Genomic DNA, 20,298 nt, shown 5'->3' on the forward strand with positions numbered 1-20,298 from the left:
GGGATTAAAAATCTTTATTTCCAAAGGTTTTTAATTTGCAATAATATCATTTTTTTCGCTATACTAGTAACGCTACATAATTTTAAAGGAGGAAAATTTAATGAGTATTTTTTCTACTATCTTAGCCTCTTTAGTTGCTTTAGAAGCTTTATATATCATGCAGTTAGAAATGTTTGCTTCTAAAGAAAAATTAGAAAATGTCTTTGGATTAAGTAAAGAATACTTATCAATGGAAGAAGCTAGAGTTTCAATGAAAAATCAAGGTCTATACAATGGTTTTATTGGTGTTGGTTTGCTATTCTCTCGTTTCTTTTTCCCTGTAAATTCTCAATTTATAGGTACTACAATGTTTGTTATCTTTGTTATTATTGCCGCAATTTATGGATGGCTTAGTGCTAAAAACATCAAAATTTTGCTTTTACAAGGTACACCAGCAATATTAGCTTTATTATCATTAATTATTTTTAAATAATACATTTTCAACAAAAAAATGCTGCAGCTTACTAATTCAAATCGTAAACTACAGCATCTTTTTATTTTAATATCTACTTTGAAATTCATACAATTATTTCTCAATTATTTCCTTTGTTACTCTGACAACTTCTTTTCCTTGTTGATAAGATAACCTCAACAATACTACATTTTCTCCCTTCGAAGAGTGATATTCATATTTAAATTCTAACAACTTTAATTTAATACTCTTACTACTTTTAATTGTTGGATGTAGATTTTTATCTAAAGTTAGCGTCACATCATCGAAAATATATTCCTTTATACCCAGTTTAGTACTTTTATCAGGTAATTCTCCTCCACGAAGCCACTCTTCTGTTTCTTTCTTGCTATATTCCATACTACTTATACCTCATTTCATTTCTTTCTTAAGTACATTATAATATCGAAATACAACTGTTGTACCTTGTTTTTTGATAAAAATAAAAAGTAGCCCATTTCGTAAAAACGAAATGAGCTACTCAATTATATTTTTAATAAAATCTCACAAGTTGCGAAACTCTAAAATCTTATCGTAACAGGATTAAAGAGCGTTTGATGCACCATGGTATACAATACCACGACGGCTATCAACTGTTACAACTTCACCGCTCTTGATCAATGATGTTGCATCCTTAGCACCAACAACTACAGGAATACCCATAGAGATACCTACTACAGCTGCATGAGATGTTAAACCACCATTTTCAACGATTAAAGCAGATGATTTTTCAATAGCTGGTAAGTAATCTTTGTCAGTTGTCTTTGTTACAAGGATTCCACCTTCAACAGCGTTCTTGTTTGCTTCATCAGCAGATGTTGCAACAACTGTCTTACCGATAACAGTTTCATCACCAACACCTTGACCTGAAACTAACTTAGAACCAATTAATTGGATCTTCATGATGTTTGTAGTACCCTTTTCACCTACAGGAACACCAGCAACGATTAAGATCAAGTCGCCTTCCTTAGCTAAACCAGCCTTCTTAGCTTCTTCTGTAGCTAATTGGAACATTTCATCAGTTGATGAAGGAGCATCAGCCAATACAGGTTGTACACCCCAGTTAACTGTTAAACCACGACGTGTACGGTCATCAAATGTAACAGCTAAAATGTCAGCATTTGGACGGTACTTAGAAATCATACGTGCTGTATGACCAGATTTTGTAGCAGCAACAATTGTCTTAATGTTCAAGTTTTCTGCTGTTTCAGCAACTGAACGACCAATTGCTTCTGTAACATCTGTCTTATCAAATGCATCTAATGTCAATGCTTTGTGTTGACGTAATGCATTTTCAGACTTGATGTCGATACGTGCCATTGTAGCAACAGATTCTACAGGGTAGTCACCATTTGCAGATTCACCAGAAAGCATTGTTGCATCTGTACCATCAAATACAGCGTTAGCAACGTCAGAAGCTTCAGCACGTGTAGGACGTGGGTTTTCTTGCATAGAATCAAGCATTTGTGTAGCTGTAATAACTGGCTTACCAGCTAAGTTACACTTCTTGATTAATGATTTTTGTACCAATGGAACATTTTCAGCTGGGATTTCAACACCCATGTCACCACGAGCAATCATCAAACCATCAGAAACTTTCAAGATTTCATCAAAGTTGTTGATACCTTCTTGAGATTCAATCTTAGGGAAGATTTGTACATGTTCCATGTGCTTTTCTTCAAGTAATTCACGGATATCTAAGATATCTTGTGGCTTACGTACGAAGGAAGCAGCAATGTAGTTAATGTCTTGGTCTAAACCAAAGCGGATATCATCAGAGTCTTTTTCTGTAATACCAGGTAAGTTGATAGAAACACCAGGAGCATTAACACCTTTACGAGAACCAAGTGTACCTTCGTTTAATACTTTACATACAAGTTCTTTGTTTGCATCGTCTTTCTTTTCGATTTGCATATCAATCAAACCGTCGTCAAACAATACATGTCCACCTTCGTGAACGTCATCGTATAAACCAGGGTATGTTACAGCGATTTTTTCTTTTGTACCTTCAATAGAATCGTCCATAGAAATACGTACTTCATCACCGATTGCAAAATGAATCTTGCCTTCTTTTTGAACAGTTGTACGGATTTCTGCACCCTTTGTATCTAATAAGAAACCTACTGTTTTACCAGTAATTTTTTCAGCTTCATGAACTAAATTCATGCGGCCTAAGTGTTCTTCATGATCACCGTGTGAGAAATTAAAACGGAAAACATTTGCACCTGCTTCGATTAACTTAACAATTGTATCTAGGTCAGAACTAGCTGGTCCAAGGGTACTTACGATCTTGGTCTTTTTCATGAATAAAACCTCTCCTTTGAAAATATTAAAAGATGACTTTCATGTCTATCTTTGCCGAAAGTTAAAATAAATACTTTATCGATACAAAATTAGAAACGAACACGATCATTCAAATCTTGTAATGATACATCTGTTTGATGTTTGTGATTTTCAAGTGTATCAATGATATCAGTTGCAACCAATTGATTATCATGAATACCAATAGCTAAACCACCTTTACCTTCAAGTAACAAGCGAATAGCATAATCACCAAGTCTTGTAGCTAAAACACGATCTTTAACAGTTGGGTTACCACCACGTTGGATATGTCCCAAAGTAATAGCACGACTATCAAAATCACCGTATTGATCAAGCTTTTCTTTGAATTCAGCAGCGCCCATTACACCTTCTGCTAAAACAATTAAGCCATGATCTTTACCGTTCTTACGGTTTTCGGAAATTTTATTTGCGATAGCTTCAATATCGTATTCACGTTCAGGAATAACAATTGCATCTGCACCAGTAGCAATACCAGACCATAATGCAATATCACCTGCGCCACGACCCATAACTTCAACAACGAATACACGTTGGTGTGAAGTTGCAGTATCGTTGATACGATCTAATGCTTCCATTGCAACATTAGCAGCAGTATCGAAACCAATTGTAAAGTCTGTACCTGGAATGTCATTATCAATAGTTCCTGGTACACCAATTGAATTGTATCCGTGCATAGTTAATTTTTCTGCACCATGGTATGAACCATCGCCACCGATAACAACCAATGCTTCAATACCAAATTTCTTTAATTGTTCGATACCTTTCAATTGTGTTTCTGTTTCTGCAAATTCTGGGAAACGTGCAGAATATAAGATAGTACCACCACGATTGATAATTTCATCAAGTTTTGTAGATTCCATCTTAAAGATGTTACCTTCTACAAGTCCTTTATATCCGTAGTTGATACCGTAAGCTTCAAGACCTGCATTCATTGCAGAACGAGCAATCGCACGTACAGCTGCGTTCATACCAGCTGCATCGCCACCACTAGTTAAAATACCAATGCGTTTCATTTTTTCACCTCAAGTATATATTTCAGTAGAACTACATTCTCCACAAGTAATATTACCACTTTTATAAGCAATTGTCTTGTAAAAATATGAAAAATTAAGTAAAAATTCTGATTTTTTTGTAAAAAAGCCGTCAAAACCAATAATTTTTTTGAAAAAGTAACTTAATTTATTTCAAAACTACATTTTCAACTCCTAACAACTCTACAAGTCTATTGTAAACTATTTTATCCTGTGATAGCCATAATTTTTTATTAAGAAGTTTCTTTTTCCCCGATTTTTCATCAACTATAATAACAGGTACATTACCACTGTTTTGGAGCATTAACTTTTCAAGATTTCTTCTTTTACTTGTATCGAAGGCTTTTGATAAGCGTAGATAATAAGTTTTTATTCTTACATCGTTTGCTAACATCGCTTTACTAATTGTTATGGCCAATCCTCTTGTTGTATCAACTCTACCTTCAATTAAGATAATATTTCCGTCTTCCAAAACTGATGAAAATCTCTTATATGCATTAGGGAAAAACGTTAAATCCATGTTTCCAGTTTGATCAGCTGCAGTTACAAACGCCATTTGAGAACCATTTTTAGTTCTAATGATTTTTATAACTTTTATCTGCAAAATCATTGAAACATACTTATCTTTATTAGACTCGTTTATTTGAGAAACTCTAGTTGAATTGGTTAAATAGATTAACTCTACATATTTTTCGACTGGATGACCTGATAAATAAGCTCCTAGATAATAATTTTCTTTTTCTAAGAGTTCATCATTTGAAATCTCTATCTTTTCTACAGTCGTTTTCTTGGGTGCTAATATTGAAAATAGTTCAACATTATTTCCACTAAGTTCAATATTGCTTAGTAAGCGTGGTAACATCGCCAACAATTCTTTTCTAGATTGACCAAATGTATCAAAGACACCTGAATAAATTAAAATCTCTATTAATTCTCTTTTTAAGTATCTTTTATTGATTCTTTGCAAGAAATCCTCCATGTTTTTGAAAATACCACTTCGTTTTCTTTCTTGCAAAATATCTTGAAGAAAGTTCTTTCTCAATGACTTAATACAACTTAAACCAAAGTAGATTTCCCCATTACGTAAGATATATAGAGATTGGCTAATATTGATGTCTGGATGATGAACTTTTACTCCCTTATTCTTAGCTTCTAAAACATAATCTTTAGTTTTACGTGGATTTCCAATTACTGAATTTAATAAAGCTGCAAAGAAAGCTGCTGGATAATGTGCTTTTATATATGCTAATTCAAATGACATTTTTGAATAAGCAACTGCATGTGACCGGTTAAAACCATAATCTCCAAATTCCATGATGTAAGCATACACTTTTTTAGCAACTTCATGCGTGTATCCTTTTTTCATCGCACCATTAATAAACATAACTTCCATTCGCGAAATGATATCATGTTTCTTTTTACTCATCGCTCTTCTAAGCGAATCCGCTTGTCCTAAAGTAAAGCCTCCCATAGTAGAAGCAACTTGCATAACTTGTTCTTGGTAAACCATAATTCCATAAGTTTGCTTCAAAATACCTTCCAGTTCTTTTGAAGGATAAGTTATTGGTCTTTCACCATGCTTTCTTGCAATGAATTCGTCAATATTTTGAATAGGTCCTGGACGATATAAGGCATTTACCGCTGCTACATCTTCAAATGAAGTAGGCTTTAATTTTGTTAGTACCCCTCTGATACCAGCTGATTCAAATTGAAAAATACCACTTGTTTCTGCATTTTGATAGATCTTTAAAGTTTCAGGATCATCCAAATTAATTTTTCTTATATCAAAATCAATATGATAACCCTTTTTTATTAGTGTAATTGTATTTTCCAAAATTGATAAATTTCTCAATCCTAGAAAATCCATTTTTAACAATCCAACTTCTTCAACTTGATTTTTAGCAAATTGACTCATTAAAATACCATCGCCACCAATCTGAACTGGTACGTGATCTACTAAATCATCATCACTTAAGATAATCCCAGCTGCATGTGTAGAATAATGTCGTGGTAGTCCTTCAAGTGCAATGGCTGTTTCGAATAATAGTCGATTCTTAGAGTTATCTGCAACTAAGTTCTTCAAAGATTGGCTACTAGCATACGCTTCTTTTAGAGTAATTCCATATTCTTTAGGTATCGCCTTACTCCACGCATCTGCTTCATAAGTTTTTAAATCAAATACCCTGGCAACATCGCGCAATACCTGTTTTGTTTTTAATGTTCCAAAGGTTATGATCTGTGCCATATGTTGCTGCCCATATTTCTGATGTAAGTATTCAATGATAGTATCTCTTTTTATATCAGGAATATCTAAGTCAATATCTGGCATTTGAGCACGTTCTTCATTCAAAAAACGTTCAAAAATCAAGTCATACTTAATAGGATCAATATCAGTAATATATAAGGTATATGAAACTAAAGAACCAGCTGCTGATCCTCTACCTGGACCGGTTAAAATATTATTTTCATGAGCAAAATTTGTCACGTCCCAAACAATTAAGAAGTAATCATCAAATCCCATGCGATGAATAACTGATAATTCATAATCTAATCTATTTTGATATTCTTCTTGGTTCTTTATATTTTCTTCCGCTATTCTTTTAGCTAATCCTTCTTGACATAATTTTCTTAAGAAATCTTCTGAATTTAAGCCATTAGTTTCTTTAAAATGGGGTAACTGTGTTTTAGGAAAGTTTAATGTTAAGTTACATTGAGCAATCACATTAATTGCATTTTGATATGCACTACTTAAATAATCTGTACCTAAGCGCTCATATTCCTCAGGTGTATGTAGATAATTTCCATCATTTTTAAAATTCCAATTCGGATTAACATTTTCACCAGTTCCTATGGCTTGTAATACCTTAGTACTAAAATAATCACGTTCTTTTAAGTATTTAACTGGTGTTAATAAAATCGTCTCTAATTGTAACTTCTCAGCAGCCATTAAATCATTATTTATAGCATCTCTATCATTAGGGTTAACACCATAATAAATTGTCTCGGCAGCTGACACTAATGTTTGTAATTCTGTCACTTGATCACTTATTATGTCATTTACCGTTAGATACGATGGATTCAATACAACAATTACATCCTGTAAATACTCTGTAATATCTGTTAATTTAAAAATATTTTTATAGTTCTCATCTACTGCAGTTAGTCTCTTTGAAGAAATATTCATCAAATTTTGATAACCATTACTGTTCTTAGCAATAAAAATATACTCATCATCGCTAGATTGTAATGTAATACCAATAATTGGCTTAATTCCTGCTTTAACACATTCATGATAGAAGTCCAAAACGCCATACATTGAATTTATATCTGTCAATACCAGAGCACTGTATCCCAATTCTTTTCCTAACTTTACATACTCTGAAATTCTCAATGGACTTTGCAACAAACTATATGAACTTAAAACTTGTAAGGGAGCATACATATAATATCTCTCCTTTCCTACAAAATACAATTTCATTATACTTAAAAGATATCAACTTTACAAAATTATAGATAAGATACACAAATATTACATGTAAGTTCTTTAAAATTGTGATAGAATAACTTAGTATAGATATGAGGTGTTGAAAATGGGTAAACAACTTACAGTCCTATTTTGGGGCTTTATCTATGGTGAAGTTATTGGTTATATCATTTCTGCTTTAACTGGTGTTCAATTTGACTGGTTAGCAAGTGGTGTAATTTGCATGATTGGTGGTTTAATCGGTATTAACTGCTTGAACTACTTTATCAGCGATAAAAAAGCTTCAAAATAGTTTATATCAAACAAAAAGTGTGTGAACGTAAAATTCACACACTTTTTTATTATGCTTGAGTTATAAATTTTAATTGGTTATCTACTAAAGTTACCGTCACTTTAGAATGAGGTAGAATTTTCCCAGCAATGATTTCCTTAGCTAGCGGCGTTTCAACGTTATTAGTTATAAATCTTTGCAGTGGTCTTGCACCATAAGCTGGGTTATATCCTTCTTTAGCAATCCACTTCTGAGCATCTTCATCAATACCTAACGTAATCTCTTGACTTTCTAATCTATCTGACAATTGATGAATGAATTTTTCAACAATCTTTTGTACAGAATCCATTGTTAATGGTGTAAACATCAAAATATCATCAATACGGTTTAAGAATTCTGGTTTGAAGTGCGCCTGTGTTAGTTGCATGACTTTCTTCTTTATTTCAGGAGAAATTGTACCATCTGTAGAATCATTTTCTAGCAAGAACTCTGAACCTAAATTAGATGTCATGATTAAAATTGTGTTCTTAAAGTTAACTGTCCTTCCTTGACCATCAGTTAAACGTCCATCATCTAGAACCTGTAATAAAATGTTGAAAACATCTGGATGAGCTTTTTCAACTTCATCTAATAAAATAATAGTATAAGGGTTGCGACGAACAGCTTCTGTAAGTTGTCCACCTTCTTCGTATCCTACATAACCAGGAGCAGCACCAACTAATCTTGAAACTGAATATTTTTCCATATATTCTGACATATCTATTCTTACCATATGACTTTCAGAATCAAATAAATTCTCTGCTAAAGCCTTAGCTAGTTCTGTTTTACCGACACCTGTTGGCCCCAAGAACAAGAAAGATCCCAATGGCTTGTTAGGATTTTGTAAACCAGCTCTAGATCTTAAGACCGCATCAGAGACTGCATCTACAGCTTCATCTTGTCCTATTACACGCTTATGCAAATTGTCTGCTAAATGTAAAAGCTTTTCACGTTCTCCTTCAACCAATTTACTAATTGGAATACCAGTCATTCTACTAATTACTTCTGCAATTTCCTTATCAGTGACAGACTCTTCAACCATCCATTCTTTAGGACGTTCACTATTTTCCAATTGTTGTAGTTCTTTTTCTAGTTGTGGAATCGTTGCATGTTGTAACTTAGCGGCTTTTTCTAAATCGTAATTATTTTCAGCTTCTTCTAATTGGTGACGAGCTTTATCTAATTCAGATTTCTTATCAGATACTTTTTGGATGTCTAGCTTTTCATCTTCCCAACGTTGACGAAGTTTATTAGCTTTTTCACGTAAATTGGATAATTCGGCTTGTAACTCCTCTAAACGTTTCTTAGATGCAGCATCTGTCTCTTTCTTCAAAGCAGCTTCTTCAACTTCTTCACGCATTAACTCGCGAGTTACTTGATCTAATTCATTAGGAACAGAATTCATTTCTACACGTATTTCAGCACAAGCCTCATCAATTAAATCAAGGGCTTTATCTGGTAAGAATCTATCCGTAATATAGCGATTGGATAAAGTTGCTGCTGCTACTAAAGCATTATCATGAATACGAACTCCGTGATGAATTTCATAACGTTCTTTTAAACCACGCAAAATTGAAATGGTATCTTCAACAGTTGGCTCTTTAACAAGTACTTTTTGGAAACGTCTTTCAAGAGCTTTATCTTTTTCAATGTATTCTCGATACTCATCTAAAGTAGTGGCACCAATTAAATGTAATTCGCCTCTAGCTAACATTGGCTTCAATAAGTTTCCAGCATCCATCGAACCTTCAGTCTTACCTGCTCCAACTATATTATGAATTTCATCAATGAAAAGTAGGATCTTTCCTTCGCTTTTCTTCACTTCTTTTAATACATTCTTTAATCGTTCTTCAAATTCTCCACGATATTTAGCTCCAGCAATTAAGGAACCCATGTCCAAAGAAATTATAGTCTTATCTTTTAAGTTATCTGGAACGTCATTTCGAACAATTCTCTGTGCTAACCCTTCAACAATGGCAGTTTTACCAACACCAGGTTCACCTATCAAAACTGGATTATTCTTAGCTTTTCTTGATAAAATTCGAATAACATCGCGAATTTCTTCATCACGTCCAATAATAGGATCTTGATTACCATTTCTAACTTCTTTGTTTAAATTTACTCCGTACTTTTCAAGTGATTTATAGCCTTTTTCCTGATCTTGACTTGTCACTCTTTCTCCTCCTCGATAATCAGCTACAATTTTGCCTAACTGATCTTTTGTTAATCCAGTTTGCTTTAAATATTCTGTTAGAGGATTATACTCTAATTCCATTAAAGCTAACATTAAGGTATCTACAGACACATAAGTATCTTGATTGCCTTTAGCTATTTCTTGTGCTTTTTGCAATAATGAAAAAAGTTGCTGACTTATTGATTGTCCATATTGAACATTACCACCTTCAACAACACTAACTTTATCTAATTCGCCATCAATAAAGTTTTCGAAGGCCTGTATGTCTAAACCTGCTTTTTTATAAATCTCGGCAGCTATTTCTCCAGGTTGGACTAACACTTTAAATAATTCATTAATTCCAATTTCTTGATGCTTTCGATTAATTGCTACCTTTTGCGCTTCTGCCAAACTTTTTTGAACTTCAGTTGTATAATTTTCGTTATCCATACTTATCAGTCCTTATAATATATTTCATCTCCTATATTATATCATCTTTTTTAAACTTTGACTAAGTTTGACCTTTTATTTAAAAATAAAGAGGATCACTTAATAGCAATCCTCTTTATCAAAATTATACGTATTGTAATAATTTACTTTCCTTATATGCGTGGTCAATAGTTCCACTACCTAGACATTCTTCACCATCATAAAATACAACTTCTTGTCCAGGAGTAATAGCACGTACAGGTTCGTCAAAAATAACTTCAACCTTTGTACGATCTTCATTAAATTTAACTGTAACGCCTGTGTCCTTTTGGCGATAACGGAACTTAGCTGTACAATGGAATTCATCACCGCGATCAGAAATATCGTCAACAAAACTTAACTTTGAAGCATCTAAACTATTAGCATATAAATGTTCATTGTGGTAGCCTTGTCCTACTAATAAAGTATTTGTCTTCAAATCTTTACCGATAACAAACCATGGTTCATTACTCTTACCATCGCCACCAATACCTAAGCCTTTGCGTTGACCAATAGTATAGTTCATTAAGCCAAAATGATTTCCCTTTACTTCACCATCAAGAGTTACCATTTCACCTGGTTGTGCAGGTAAGAACTCACCTAAGAATTTACTAAAGTTACGTTCACCGATAAAGCAAATTCCAGTTGAATCTTTCTTTTTAGCAGTTGCTAAACCTGCTTCTTCAGCAATTCTTCTTACTTCTGATTTTTGTAAGTGTCCAATTGGGAACATTACTTTTTGTAATTGTTCTTGTGAAAGCTGACTCAAGAAATAAGTTTGATCCTTGTTATCATCTGCTCCACGTAGTAAATGCACTCTACCATCTTCATCACGACGCAATTGTGCATAGTGTCCCATTGCAATATAATCTGCATCAATAGACATTGCGTAATCTAAGAAAGCTTTAAACTTAACTTCTTTGTTACACATAATATCAGGATTTGGAGTACGTCCATCTTTATATTCATCAAGGAAATATGTGAATACTCTATCCCAATATTCCTTTTCAAAGTTAACTGAGTAATAAGGAATACCAATTTGACTAGCAACTTTAGCTACGTCTTGATAGTCTTCTGTTACTGTACAGACACCACTATCATTCTTATCATCCCAGTTCTTCATAAATACACCAACAACGTCATATCCTTGTTGTTTCAATAAGTAAGCAGAAACTGAAGAATCAACTCCACCACTCATTCCCACAACGACACGAATTTGACTCTTGTCTTTCACAAAAAATCACCATCATTTCAATATATTCTGAATTTCACGATTTGAAGGTCGTTTTTGTTCAGTAAGCTACATTATAGCTATTATTACCATTAATATCAAGCATAAATACATCCTAAACTTCTTCTAGGATTTTCCTTTCCTTTAAATCATTAATGATAAATTCTAATTGTTCAATATTACCTTGGTTGTCATTACCTTTAAAAATATTTACTTCGCGCATTCCATTAGCTGTTAAAGTAACCATCTTAAAGTTCTTCATGTCAGCTTGAATTGCGACTTTTAATTTATATCCTTGATTGAAAGGAGAATATGGATCTAATGAACGTTCTAATTGAAATTTACCACCCTTAGACTCTATAAAGCCTGCATCGCGTAGTGGAAATCTCTTAACATTAGTAGAAAGTTTGTATGTCTTTGTATCTCCTAATATTTTTGCTGTTGTGCCATATGCCATAATAAATCCCCTCTATTTCTTAACAATTTTTACTAACGTCTTAATCAAGTAATCAATGTCCTCACTAGTATTATTGATTCCAAAACTAAAACGTAAGGATTCAGCAACTCTTGGACTATCTTCACCATACATTGCTGCCAAAACATGAGAAGGTTCCAATGAGCCAGCTGTACATGCTGAACCAGCAGCTGCTGAAATCCCACTTAAATCAAGGTTAGTTAGTAAACTATCACTAGCAAAGCCTTTAAACCAGATACTAATAATTTGAGGTAATTGATTTTCTTCAAGATGCCCATTAATCTCAAAGTCAATTCCATTTTCCTTTAATCCATCCACCAATTGATGTTTAAAAGATAAGTATTTTTGGCGATGTTCTTCTTTTACTTCTGCTGGTAATAAACTAACAGCTTCTGCAAAACCTGTAATTGCTGGTACATTCTCAGTTCCTGCACGACGCTTTAATTCTTGATCGCCACCTTTGATTAAGGATGGGAAATTAATTCCATCTCTGCGATATAGAAATCCTAACATTTTAGGGCCATTCAATTTATGTGCAGACACTGATAATAAATCAACTTTTAAATCTTGAACATCTATATCAAGTGCACCATAAGTTTGAACTGAATCTGTATGGAACCAAGCATTAGTTGGGGCTACAATTTCACCTATTTCTTTAATAGGGAGATGACTTCCAACTTCATTATTTCCCATCATAATAGATACTAAAATTGTATCTGATCTAATAGCTTGTTTTAGATCATCTAAATTAATTTGACCATACTCATCAACTGGAAGATAAGTAACTTCAAAGCCTTCTTGTTCTAAATATGCCATTGGTTTTAGAACTGCTTCATGTTCAATTGCTGTAGTAATCAAATGACGACCTTCATTTTTTCTAGCCATCGCTGTTTGGATAATAGCAGTGTTGTCACTTTCTGTACCGCCACTAGTAAATACAATTTCATTGTCATTTTTAGCGTTAATCGACTCAGCTATTACGTGACGACTATTATCTAAGATAGCACGTGCTTGACGACCATAATAATTTACGGCAGAAGCGTTGCCGAAAGTATTGGTCATAGTTTCAGTCATCTTCTCAATAACTTTTGTAGCCATTGGAGTTGTGCCTGCATTATCTAAGTAAATATACTTCAACTTTCTCACCTTACATTATTTTTTTAAAAAGTTTAAAATCATATTTGCTGACTTTTTACCAGCTTCTATGATAAATTCATCAAAGCTTTGCCCAGCATCTTCATCGCCAACATCAGACATCGCACGAATAATTAAGAATGGTACTGAGAATTGATAAGCAACCTGAGCGATTGCTGCTCCTTCCATTTCACAAGACAAAGCTTCCGGATAAATTTCTTTAATTGCTGTAATTTTTTCGCTAGAAGATACAAATTGATCACCAGTAACAATTAAACCTTCTTTAGCCACCAAATTAGATTCTTTGGCTGCTTTAGATATTGCTTCTAATAAATCTTTATCTGCAGTATAAATTTGAGGTTGTTGTGGTAATTGTCCTGGTTTATAACCAAAAGCAGTTGCATCTGCATCATGATAAGCAGCACCTGTAGAAAGAACTACATCACCAACATGTAATCCTTCGCCAATACCACCAGCAGAACCAGAATTGATAACAGCATCTACTTTATAATTAGCAATTAACAAACCAGTTGTCACACCAGCTTGAACCTTACCAATTCCGGAGCGAGTAAGTACTACTTCTTTTCCGTTGATCGTACCACTGTAAAAATCAATTCCACCAATTGTATCTTGTTTTTTATCTTCTAATTGTGCCACTAAAGATTTTATTTCTTCTTCCATTGCACAAATTATTCCATACTTCATTAAAAAAATTCATTCCTTTACTAAAAATTAACGAAAAACATTATCAAGTATACTATAATAATTGCCAAAATTAACCCCGCAATTATCATATTTAGTCTTGCTTTTAATCGGTTTTTCTTATAATTTTCTTCATTTGATTCGCGTAGTTTCCTAGAACCTGTTCGACTTAGACCTTCTAATTCAGAATCTTCCCGAACATCATCTACTTTATTACTACGCCTTAATTGTGGCTTTTCGTCCATTTTCCACCTCTATTGCATTAATTTCCAGTACATAACTGCAATTAATGTTTTACTGTCACAGATTAAGCCTTTCGCAATTGCTTGTTCTACTTCAGGTAGTGATAATTCTACTAATTCAAGAAATTCATCACTATCTTGTGGTAGTTCATCCTTAACTGGTTTTAGATTTACAGCATGATACATGTACATCTTTTCATCTGCAAAACCTGGCGATGTATAGAAAGTATTGATAAATTCTAGTTTATCAGCTTCAAAGCGGGTTTCTTCATTTAATTCTCTAACTGCCGTTACATTTGGATCCTCACCAGGTTCTATTTTACCAGCAGGTACTTCCAGAGTTACCTGGCCTAAAGGTGCTCGCCATTGTTTGATGAATACCATTTTATTTTCGTCAGTAATTGCAATAATAGCAACCGCACCTTGATGACGGATAATTTCTCGTTTGGCTTCTTTACCATTTGGAAGTTCTATCGTTTCAATATCTAAATCAATTATTTTACCATCAAAAACATGTTCTACTTTTTTTACTTTTTCTTCAAATTCCATAATTTTTCCTTCTATCTGTGAAGTTGAGCAATAAATGCTTCATAAGCCGCTTGCTCACCAGTTTCATTCCATGTGAAATTATCAAAGTTACCATTGATTGCATCTGCTTGAGAAATATTAACCTTAGCCACTTCTGTCGCATTACCAATCAATGACATCCAATAGTCACCATTTTCACGTTTGTGAACCATTGTTCTTACCATACCACCAGGATTAATAACTGTAATCAACTTTTCAAAGTCAATTTGGTCAGAATGTAGTAGGACGTACATCAAACTTGAAGCTGACATCGCCGTACCACACGCATTTGTGAAACCTACCCCACGTTCGAATGTACGAACAAAGATCTTACCTGGTTCTAGAATTTCAACAAAACTTACATTTACGCCATCAGGGAAAATTGGATTATTTCCGTTATTTAAATAACTAGCAATTCTTCCTAATTCTTCACCCATCAATGTTTCATGATCAACAAATGCAATCAAATGTGGATTAGGAACTGCTACTGCAGAAAATTTAATTGCTTTTGATAACTCTGGAATATAATCATCAATTAATTTTTCTTTACCTACGTGCATTAGTAAATCTTGTGCATCGAAACTAACTGGGGAAATTTCCGCATCAAATGCTGGAACCTTTTCTGCTAGTTTATCAGCTTTCTTCACTTCAAGATCAGCATGCATCGTTTGAATTTTAAATTCTGCTAAATTTTTCTTTTCGCTTAAGTAGCGAGCAACAGTTCTAATACCATTTCCACACATACTTGCTTCACTACCATCAGCATTTATAACACGCATTCTGCCATCTGTGCCTTCATGACCAGCTTGGACATATAAGACACCGTCAGCACCACCATGTAATCCTGTATCGCGATCACAAACCTTTTGTGCTAATTGGATAAGTTCTTCTTCTGTTAAAGGCTCTTCAAGATTATCTTCATCAAGAATGAAAAAATCATTACCAGAACCATGTACTTTAAGCATTTCCATTCTACTTTCCTCCATAAAATGTGCATTTTAAGTTTATCATACCAGACTTTACGTTAATTTGCGAAAGAAAAACCATCTATTATTAGTTTGAAACTAACTATAGACGGCTATCAGAATTATATAAAATTAATTTTCTTTCTTCATCTTTAAACCAATTCCAGTATATCCACTAATTACTGAAAGAATTGGTGATAGTAATGCAAATAAAGTAAACGGTAAAAATTCTAGTACTGGAACACCTAAGGTTGAGGCTGCAAAAGATCCTGCAACACCCCAAGGAATAAGGTAGTTGATTACACTACCACCATCTTCCAAGACACGTCCAAGTGCTAATGGGGCTAAACCTACCCTATCAAATGCATCCTTGAATGCTCTACCTGGAAGAATAACAGATAAGTATTGTTCCCCAACAAAAAGATTTATTCCAATTCCTGCAAAGATAGTACTTAGAACCAATTTCCCTGGTCTATTTAATCTTTGAATTAGTGGTTCCATCGCAGTTTGAATGATTCCTAATTCCATTAGTAAACCACCAAGTGCTAATGTTGTTATAATCAAAGAAACAGTTCCCATCATATTAGAGATTCCACCTCTAGTCAGCAATGCATTTACTGCTTCATTCTTAGTATGAGCTACATATCCTGTTTCCATTAAAGCAGCTAAACCTTTTAGTGAGATATGAGGATCATTTACTAAAATAATTCCGGTTGAAACAGCAATATTTATAAATAAAGTTGGAATTGCTGGGATTTTAAACCATGCACATAAAAACATTAAGATTACAGGGATAGCAGCAACCCATGAAATTGAGAAGTTTTGACTAAGAATTTTCATAGTTGCATCTATTTTAGCAAAGTCAGGTTCTGTTTTTCCTTGACCAATAAATACAAAAACTACTAAAGAAATTAATAAAGCTGGAATCGTAGTCCACATTAAATTTTTGATATGAGCAAATAAATCTGTTCCAGAAATTGCTGAAGCTAAGTTAGTTGAGTCAGATAATGGCGATGTCTTATCACCGAATATCGCACCAGATAAAATTGCTCCTGCAACTAATGCTGGGTTCATGTTCATTGTGATTCCCATTCCAAAAAGAGCAATTCCAATTGTAGAAATCGTTGTAAACCCACTCCCAATTGAAGCACCAACTAAAGCACATACAAGAAAAACAGAAGGCACAAAGAACTTAACGCTTATTAATTTAAAACCAACAACCATTAATGCTGGGATAATTCCTGCTTTAATCCACACAGCTATTAGGATCCCAATTAGTATAAAGATAAAGATTGGGATTAATGCAGTACTGATGCCTTCTTTAATTCCTTTGTGAATTTTTTCCCAGTCAGCACCATGTAGTTTAGCGATTAAAATTAAAATTGCAATAACTGTTAATACAGGAGTTTCTGGAGATAGGCCTTGATTTACTCCACCTGCTAAAATAATTAGTAATAATAGTAAAATTCCTACTGACTCTTTTAAACTAAATTTTTTCATTTTACATTCCTCCATTAGTAACTAAATTAAATTATTAATCTAGCTTCCAATATCGGATAATGCCTCCGCAATTTTTGTTGCCCATTTCGATCAATCCTTCCATAAAAAAATCCCAGTCATACAATAATGTATAACTGGGACGATCTAAATAACCGTGGTACCACCCACATTGAACTGTTAAAGTTCCACTCCATGTAGGCAATAACGGTCCTACTAACCGAACTTATATGTATTTCGAACATTTAATCCTGACTAATTCGCATCACCCATTAGCTTTCTGACACCCAGATTAAAGTCTAATTAAATCATTAATAAGATAAAGTTAGTTTAACATAGATAAATTTCTTGTCAAATATTTTTTAAATAAAATCATTCTTTTTCAAGTAGAGATATAATCCACCCATCAATAAAAAGTTAACGAAAACTACTAAAATCCAGTCAAATCCGTTGTTTAAAATTGGTAATTTAACGTTCATTCCAAAGAAACCTGTAATAATGGTTGGAATAGTTAAAATCAAGGACCACACTGTTAAGAACTTCATTGTATCGTTCAAGTTATTATTCAAGATATTATTTGATGTCTTAGAAATTTTTTCTGTCACTTCATTAGAAATTTCAACCGTTCTTGAGGCCTGCTCAGCTTCAATCAAAACATCATCTAATCTTTCTTGAGCTGACTTAGTAATTTGCCAAGACATCGGTGTGTTCTTCAAATCTTCTAACATCATCAAATTAGTTCTAGCACTACTTGAAACAAAAACTAAACTTCTTTCCATTTGTGCTAATTCCAATAAATCTTTATTTTTAATTTTAGTATTCAATCTTCTATCTAACTCATTTAATTGATGATTTAATTGTGTTAGAGCTCGTTGGAAATATTGAGTTACATGAAGTAAGAATAGCATGATAAATTCCGTAGCATCTTGTGCTTCATGAGCGCGTTCTTCTTTAAACTCTTCAAATATATCCTCAGTAGCATTAGTGTGAAAAGTATATACTGTAGTTCCTTGTAATAGAAAAATTAGAGGACGAGTCGTAAAATGATCAGATTTTTCTTCTGGCCAAACAGGAACATCGTATACTATTAATTCACTATGAGTTAAGCTATCGTGATCATAGTGAGGACGTTCGTTTCTATCGGCAACATATGAAATAATAGTCGGCGTAAAATGAAACCTTTTCTTCAATTTTATAATATCATTATCATCAATATTTTTAATATCGTACCAACTATAATTTAATGGTGACTTTCCATTTATTTCTTGACGCGTTATCATTCTCTCACCTCATCTTTTTATATATCTAAATACCATACTTGATAATATTACCTTACTATTATGTTTACTACAAGTAATTATTGAAAAAAGAGTATGAATCTGAACATCGTCAAATTCATACTCTTAATTAATTATTCATCTTCTTCAGGAACATCTGTCTTCAAGTATAGTTCATCCAATTGTTTTGGAGCTACAGTACTTGGGGCATGTGTCAATGGTTCAGAAGCCTTGGAATTCTTAGGGAATGCGATAACTTCACGAATATTATCTTTACCTGCAAGTAACATCGCAAATCTATCTAAACCTAAAGCTAAACCACCATGTGGAGGGAAACCAAAGTCTAATGCATCCATGAACCAACCAAATTGTTCTTCTGCTTTTTCTTTTGTGAATCCTAAAGCCTTAAACATCGCTTCTTGAATATCACGTCTGTGGATACGGATTGATCCACCACCCAATTCATAACCATTAAGTACAATATCATAACTTTGAGCATGGCATTTGTGAGGATCAGTTTCTAATAAATCTAAATCTTCTTCATTAGGCATTGTAAATGGATGGTGTGCAGCGATATATCTATCAAACTCTTCACTATATTCAAATAATGGCCAGTCTACAACCCAGATAAATGCAAATTCATCTTTATTAATCATATCCATTTCTTTAGCAATTGCTACACGCAAGTAACCTAAAGAATCTGCTACTACTTTACGGTTAGATGCTACGAATAAAATTAAGTCTCCACTCTTAGCTTCTGCTGCTGCTTTAATGTCTTCAGCTCTTTCAGTAAAGAATTTAGCAATTGGTCCAGTTAATCCATCATCAGTAACTTTTACCCAAGCTAATCCTTTAGCTCCAAAACGCTTAATGTATTCTTGCTTTTCTTCAATTTGTTTACGTGAATACTTATCAGCACCACCTGGAACAGTGATAGCTTTTACTTGACCACCATTTTCAAGTGTCATATCAAAGACTTTGAAACCAGCATTTTGAACTGCACCAGACATATCTTTTAATTCCATACCAAATCTAATATCTGGCTTGTCAGAACCAAATCTGTCCATTGCTTCATTCCAAGTAATTCTTTGAATTGGTGTCTTGATATCAACATCTAAAGTTTCCTTCATAACACGCTTCAATAATCCTTCTGTCATTTCTTGAATTTCTTCAGCAGACATAAAGGAAGTTTCAATATCAATTTGTGTAAATTCAGGTTGACGGTCACCACGTAAATCTTCATCGCGGAAGCAACGTGCAATTTGGTAATAACGATCATAACCTGCACCCATTAATAATTGCTTGAACAATTGTGGTGATTGTGGTAAAGCATAGAAATGACCTGGATATACACGTGAAGGTACAAGGTAATCACGTGCACCTTCTGGAGTTGAACGTGTCAAGTATGGTGTTTCAATATCTAAAAAGTGATTTTCATCCAAGTAGCTATGAACAGTTTGAGTAATACGATTACGTATCATCAAAGCTTTTTGCATTTCCGGACGACGTAAATCAAGATAACGATATTGTAAACGTAAATCATCTGATGCATTAATATCATCTGCAATATCAAACGGCGTTGTCTTAGCCTTGTTTAAAATTTCAATATCTGAAACTTCAACTTCAACTTTACCTGTTCTCATGTTAGGGTTAATAGCTTTTTCTCCTCTAGCCACTACTTTACCCTTAACTTCAATGACATATTCACTACGTAATTGTTCAGCAACCTTTAAAGCTTCAGGATTGAATTCTTGGCTAAATACTAATTGAACAATCCCTTCAATATCACGTAAGTCAATAAAAATTAAGTTACCTAAATTTCTACGCTTTTGTACCCAACCTTTTAGGCAAACTTCTTGATCAAGATATTTTTCATCAACTAATCCTGCATAAGTTGTTCTTCTCATTC

Annotated in this window: 17 protein-coding genes; 2 read left to right on the top strand and 15 right to left on the bottom strand. The window is 33.6% G+C overall.

Going from position 1 to position 20,298, the window contains the following annotated elements:
- The first annotated feature begins 100 nt into the window (after positions 1–100).
- Entirely contained in the window at positions 101–472 is a 372-nt protein-coding gene (locus FC55_RS00265) for a DUF1304 domain-containing protein (RefSeq protein WP_003700212.1), read from the top strand.
- A 93-nt stretch (positions 473–565) separates the two neighbouring features.
- On the opposite strand, the gene FC55_RS00270 is transcribed toward FC55_RS00265, so the two are convergent.
- From FC55_RS00270 to dnaE, 4 genes are all read right to left on the bottom strand, one after another.
- A complete protein-coding gene (locus FC55_RS00270) occupies positions 566–850 on the bottom strand; it encodes a hypothetical protein (protein WP_003700210.1) in 285 nt (94 codons plus the stop codon).
- A gap of 183 nt (positions 851–1,033) precedes the next feature.
- Positions 1,034–2,794 carry a pyruvate kinase gene (pyk, locus tag FC55_RS00275; RefSeq protein ID WP_003700208.1) on the bottom strand — a complete coding sequence of 587 codons (1,761 nt, stop codon included), beginning with the start codon at positions 2,792–2,794 and terminating at the stop codon, positions 1,034–1,036.
- Between the two features lie 89 nt (positions 2,795–2,883).
- Positions 2,884–3,846, bottom strand: a complete 963-nt coding sequence (gene pfkA, locus FC55_RS00280) for a 6-phosphofructokinase (protein ID WP_003700206.1) — start codon at positions 3,844–3,846, stop codon at positions 2,884–2,886.
- Positions 3,847–4,012: 166 nt separating this feature from the next.
- Entirely contained in the window at positions 4,013–7,306 is a 3,294-nt protein-coding gene (gene dnaE / locus FC55_RS00285) for a DNA polymerase III subunit alpha (protein WP_035149776.1), read from the bottom strand.
- 148 nt (positions 7,307–7,454) lie between these two features.
- On the opposite strand from dnaE, the gene FC55_RS00290 reads away from it, so the two are divergent.
- On the top strand, positions 7,455–7,640 hold the full coding sequence (locus FC55_RS00290) for a YjzD family protein (protein ID WP_003700204.1): 186 nt from the start codon (positions 7,455–7,457) through the stop codon (positions 7,638–7,640).
- Positions 7,641–7,689: 49 nt separating this feature from the next.
- Here the strand turns inward: FC55_RS00290 and clpB are convergent, their stop codons facing one another.
- From clpB to aspS, 11 genes are all read right to left on the bottom strand, one after another.
- Complete coding sequence (gene clpB / locus FC55_RS00295; protein WP_003700203.1) at positions 7,690–10,281, bottom strand: ATP-dependent chaperone ClpB; 2,592 nt, start codon at positions 10,279–10,281, stop codon at positions 7,690–7,692.
- 124 nt (positions 10,282–10,405) lie between these two features.
- Positions 10,406–11,533: a tRNA 2-thiouridine(34) synthase MnmA gene (mnmA, locus tag FC55_RS00300; RefSeq protein WP_003700202.1), complete on the bottom strand. Its 1,128-nt coding sequence runs from the start codon at positions 11,531–11,533 to the stop codon at positions 10,406–10,408.
- 112 nt (positions 11,534–11,645) lie between these two features.
- Complete coding sequence (locus FC55_RS00305; protein WP_003700201.1) at positions 11,646–11,987, bottom strand: DUF1831 domain-containing protein; 342 nt, start codon at positions 11,985–11,987, stop codon at positions 11,646–11,648.
- A 12-nt stretch (positions 11,988–11,999) separates the two neighbouring features.
- Positions 12,000–13,142, bottom strand: a complete 1,143-nt coding sequence (locus FC55_RS00310) for a cysteine desulfurase family protein (protein WP_035149772.1) — start codon at positions 13,140–13,142, stop codon at positions 12,000–12,002.
- A 15-nt stretch (positions 13,143–13,157) separates the two neighbouring features.
- On the bottom strand, positions 13,158–13,844 hold the full coding sequence (locus tag FC55_RS00315) for a 5'-methylthioadenosine/adenosylhomocysteine nucleosidase (protein WP_003700199.1): 687 nt from the start codon (positions 13,842–13,844) through the stop codon (positions 13,158–13,160).
- Positions 13,845–13,864: 20 nt separating this feature from the next.
- Positions 13,865–14,086 carry a hypothetical protein gene (locus tag FC55_RS00320; protein ID WP_003700198.1) on the bottom strand — a complete coding sequence of 74 codons (222 nt, stop codon included), beginning with the start codon at positions 14,084–14,086 and terminating at the stop codon, positions 13,865–13,867.
- A 9-nt stretch (positions 14,087–14,095) separates the two neighbouring features.
- A complete protein-coding gene (locus FC55_RS00325; protein ID WP_003700197.1) occupies positions 14,096–14,632 on the bottom strand; it encodes an NUDIX hydrolase in 537 nt (178 codons plus the stop codon).
- Between the two features lie 11 nt (positions 14,633–14,643).
- Positions 14,644–15,621 (bottom strand): diaminopimelate epimerase, encoded by a 978-nt coding sequence (gene dapF / locus FC55_RS00330; RefSeq protein WP_003704372.1) that lies wholly within the window; start codon positions 15,619–15,621, stop codon positions 14,644–14,646.
- Positions 15,622–15,747: 126 nt separating this feature from the next.
- A complete protein-coding gene (locus tag FC55_RS00335; protein WP_035149770.1) occupies positions 15,748–17,115 on the bottom strand; it encodes a Na+/H+ antiporter NhaC family protein in 1,368 nt (455 codons plus the stop codon).
- A 359-nt stretch (positions 17,116–17,474) separates the two neighbouring features.
- Entirely contained in the window at positions 17,475–18,392 is a 918-nt protein-coding gene (locus tag FC55_RS00340; protein ID WP_003700194.1) for a magnesium transporter CorA family protein, read from the bottom strand.
- A gap of 131 nt (positions 18,393–18,523) precedes the next feature.
- Entirely contained in the window at positions 18,524–20,296 is a 1,773-nt protein-coding gene (gene aspS / locus FC55_RS00345; protein WP_003700192.1) for an aspartate--tRNA ligase, read from the bottom strand.
- Positions 20,297–20,298 lie beyond the last annotated feature (2 nt).

Source organism: Ligilactobacillus salivarius DSM 20555 = ATCC 11741, assembly GCF_001435955.1.
Lineage (GTDB): Bacteria > Bacillota > Bacilli > Lactobacillales > Lactobacillaceae > Ligilactobacillus > Ligilactobacillus salivarius.

What these genes read in the sequence shown, in the direction of transcription:
- FC55_RS00265 (WP_003700212.1), top strand. Translation starts at nt 101, where the DNA reads ATGAGTATTTTTTCTACTATCTTAGCCTCTTTAGTTGCTTTAGAAGCT.
- FC55_RS00270 (WP_003700210.1), bottom strand. Translation starts at nt 850, where the DNA reads ATGGAATATAGCAAGAAAGAAACAGAAGAGTGGCTTCGTGGAGGAGAA.
- pyk (WP_003700208.1), bottom strand. Translation starts at nt 2,794, where the DNA reads ATGAAAAAGACCAAGATCGTAAGTACCCTTGGACCAGCTAGTTCTGAC.
- pfkA (WP_003700206.1), bottom strand. Translation starts at nt 3,846, where the DNA reads ATGAAACGCATTGGTATTTTAACTAGTGGTGGCGATGCAGCTGGTATG.
- dnaE (WP_035149776.1), bottom strand. Translation starts at nt 7,306, where the DNA reads ATGTATGCTCCCTTACAAGTTTTAAGTTCATATAGTTTGTTGCAAAGT.
- FC55_RS00290 (WP_003700204.1), top strand. Translation starts at nt 7,455, where the DNA reads ATGGGTAAACAACTTACAGTCCTATTTTGGGGCTTTATCTATGGTGAA.
- clpB (WP_003700203.1), bottom strand. Translation starts at nt 10,281, where the DNA reads ATGGATAACGAAAATTATACAACTGAAGTTCAAAAAAGTTTGGCAGAA.
- FC55_RS00305 (WP_003700201.1), bottom strand. Translation starts at nt 11,987, where the DNA reads ATGGCATATGGCACAACAGCAAAAATATTAGGAGATACAAAGACATAC.
- FC55_RS00315 (WP_003700199.1), bottom strand. Translation starts at nt 13,844, where the DNA reads ATGAAGTATGGAATAATTTGTGCAATGGAAGAAGAAATAAAATCTTTA.
- FC55_RS00320 (WP_003700198.1), bottom strand. Translation starts at nt 14,086, where the DNA reads ATGGACGAAAAGCCACAATTAAGGCGTAGTAATAAAGTAGATGATGTT.
- FC55_RS00325 (WP_003700197.1), bottom strand. Translation starts at nt 14,632, where the DNA reads ATGGAATTTGAAGAAAAAGTAAAAAAAGTAGAACATGTTTTTGATGGT.
- dapF (WP_003704372.1), bottom strand. Translation starts at nt 15,621, where the DNA reads ATGGAAATGCTTAAAGTACATGGTTCTGGTAATGATTTTTTCATTCTT.
- FC55_RS00335 (WP_035149770.1), bottom strand. Translation starts at nt 17,115, where the DNA reads ATGAAAAAATTTAGTTTAAAAGAGTCAGTAGGAATTTTACTATTATTA.
- FC55_RS00340 (WP_003700194.1), bottom strand. Translation starts at nt 18,392, where the DNA reads ATGATAACGCGTCAAGAAATAAATGGAAAGTCACCATTAAATTATAGT.
- aspS (WP_003700192.1), bottom strand. Translation starts at nt 20,296, where the DNA reads ATGAGAAGAACAACTTATGCAGGATTAGTTGATGAAAAATATCTTGAT.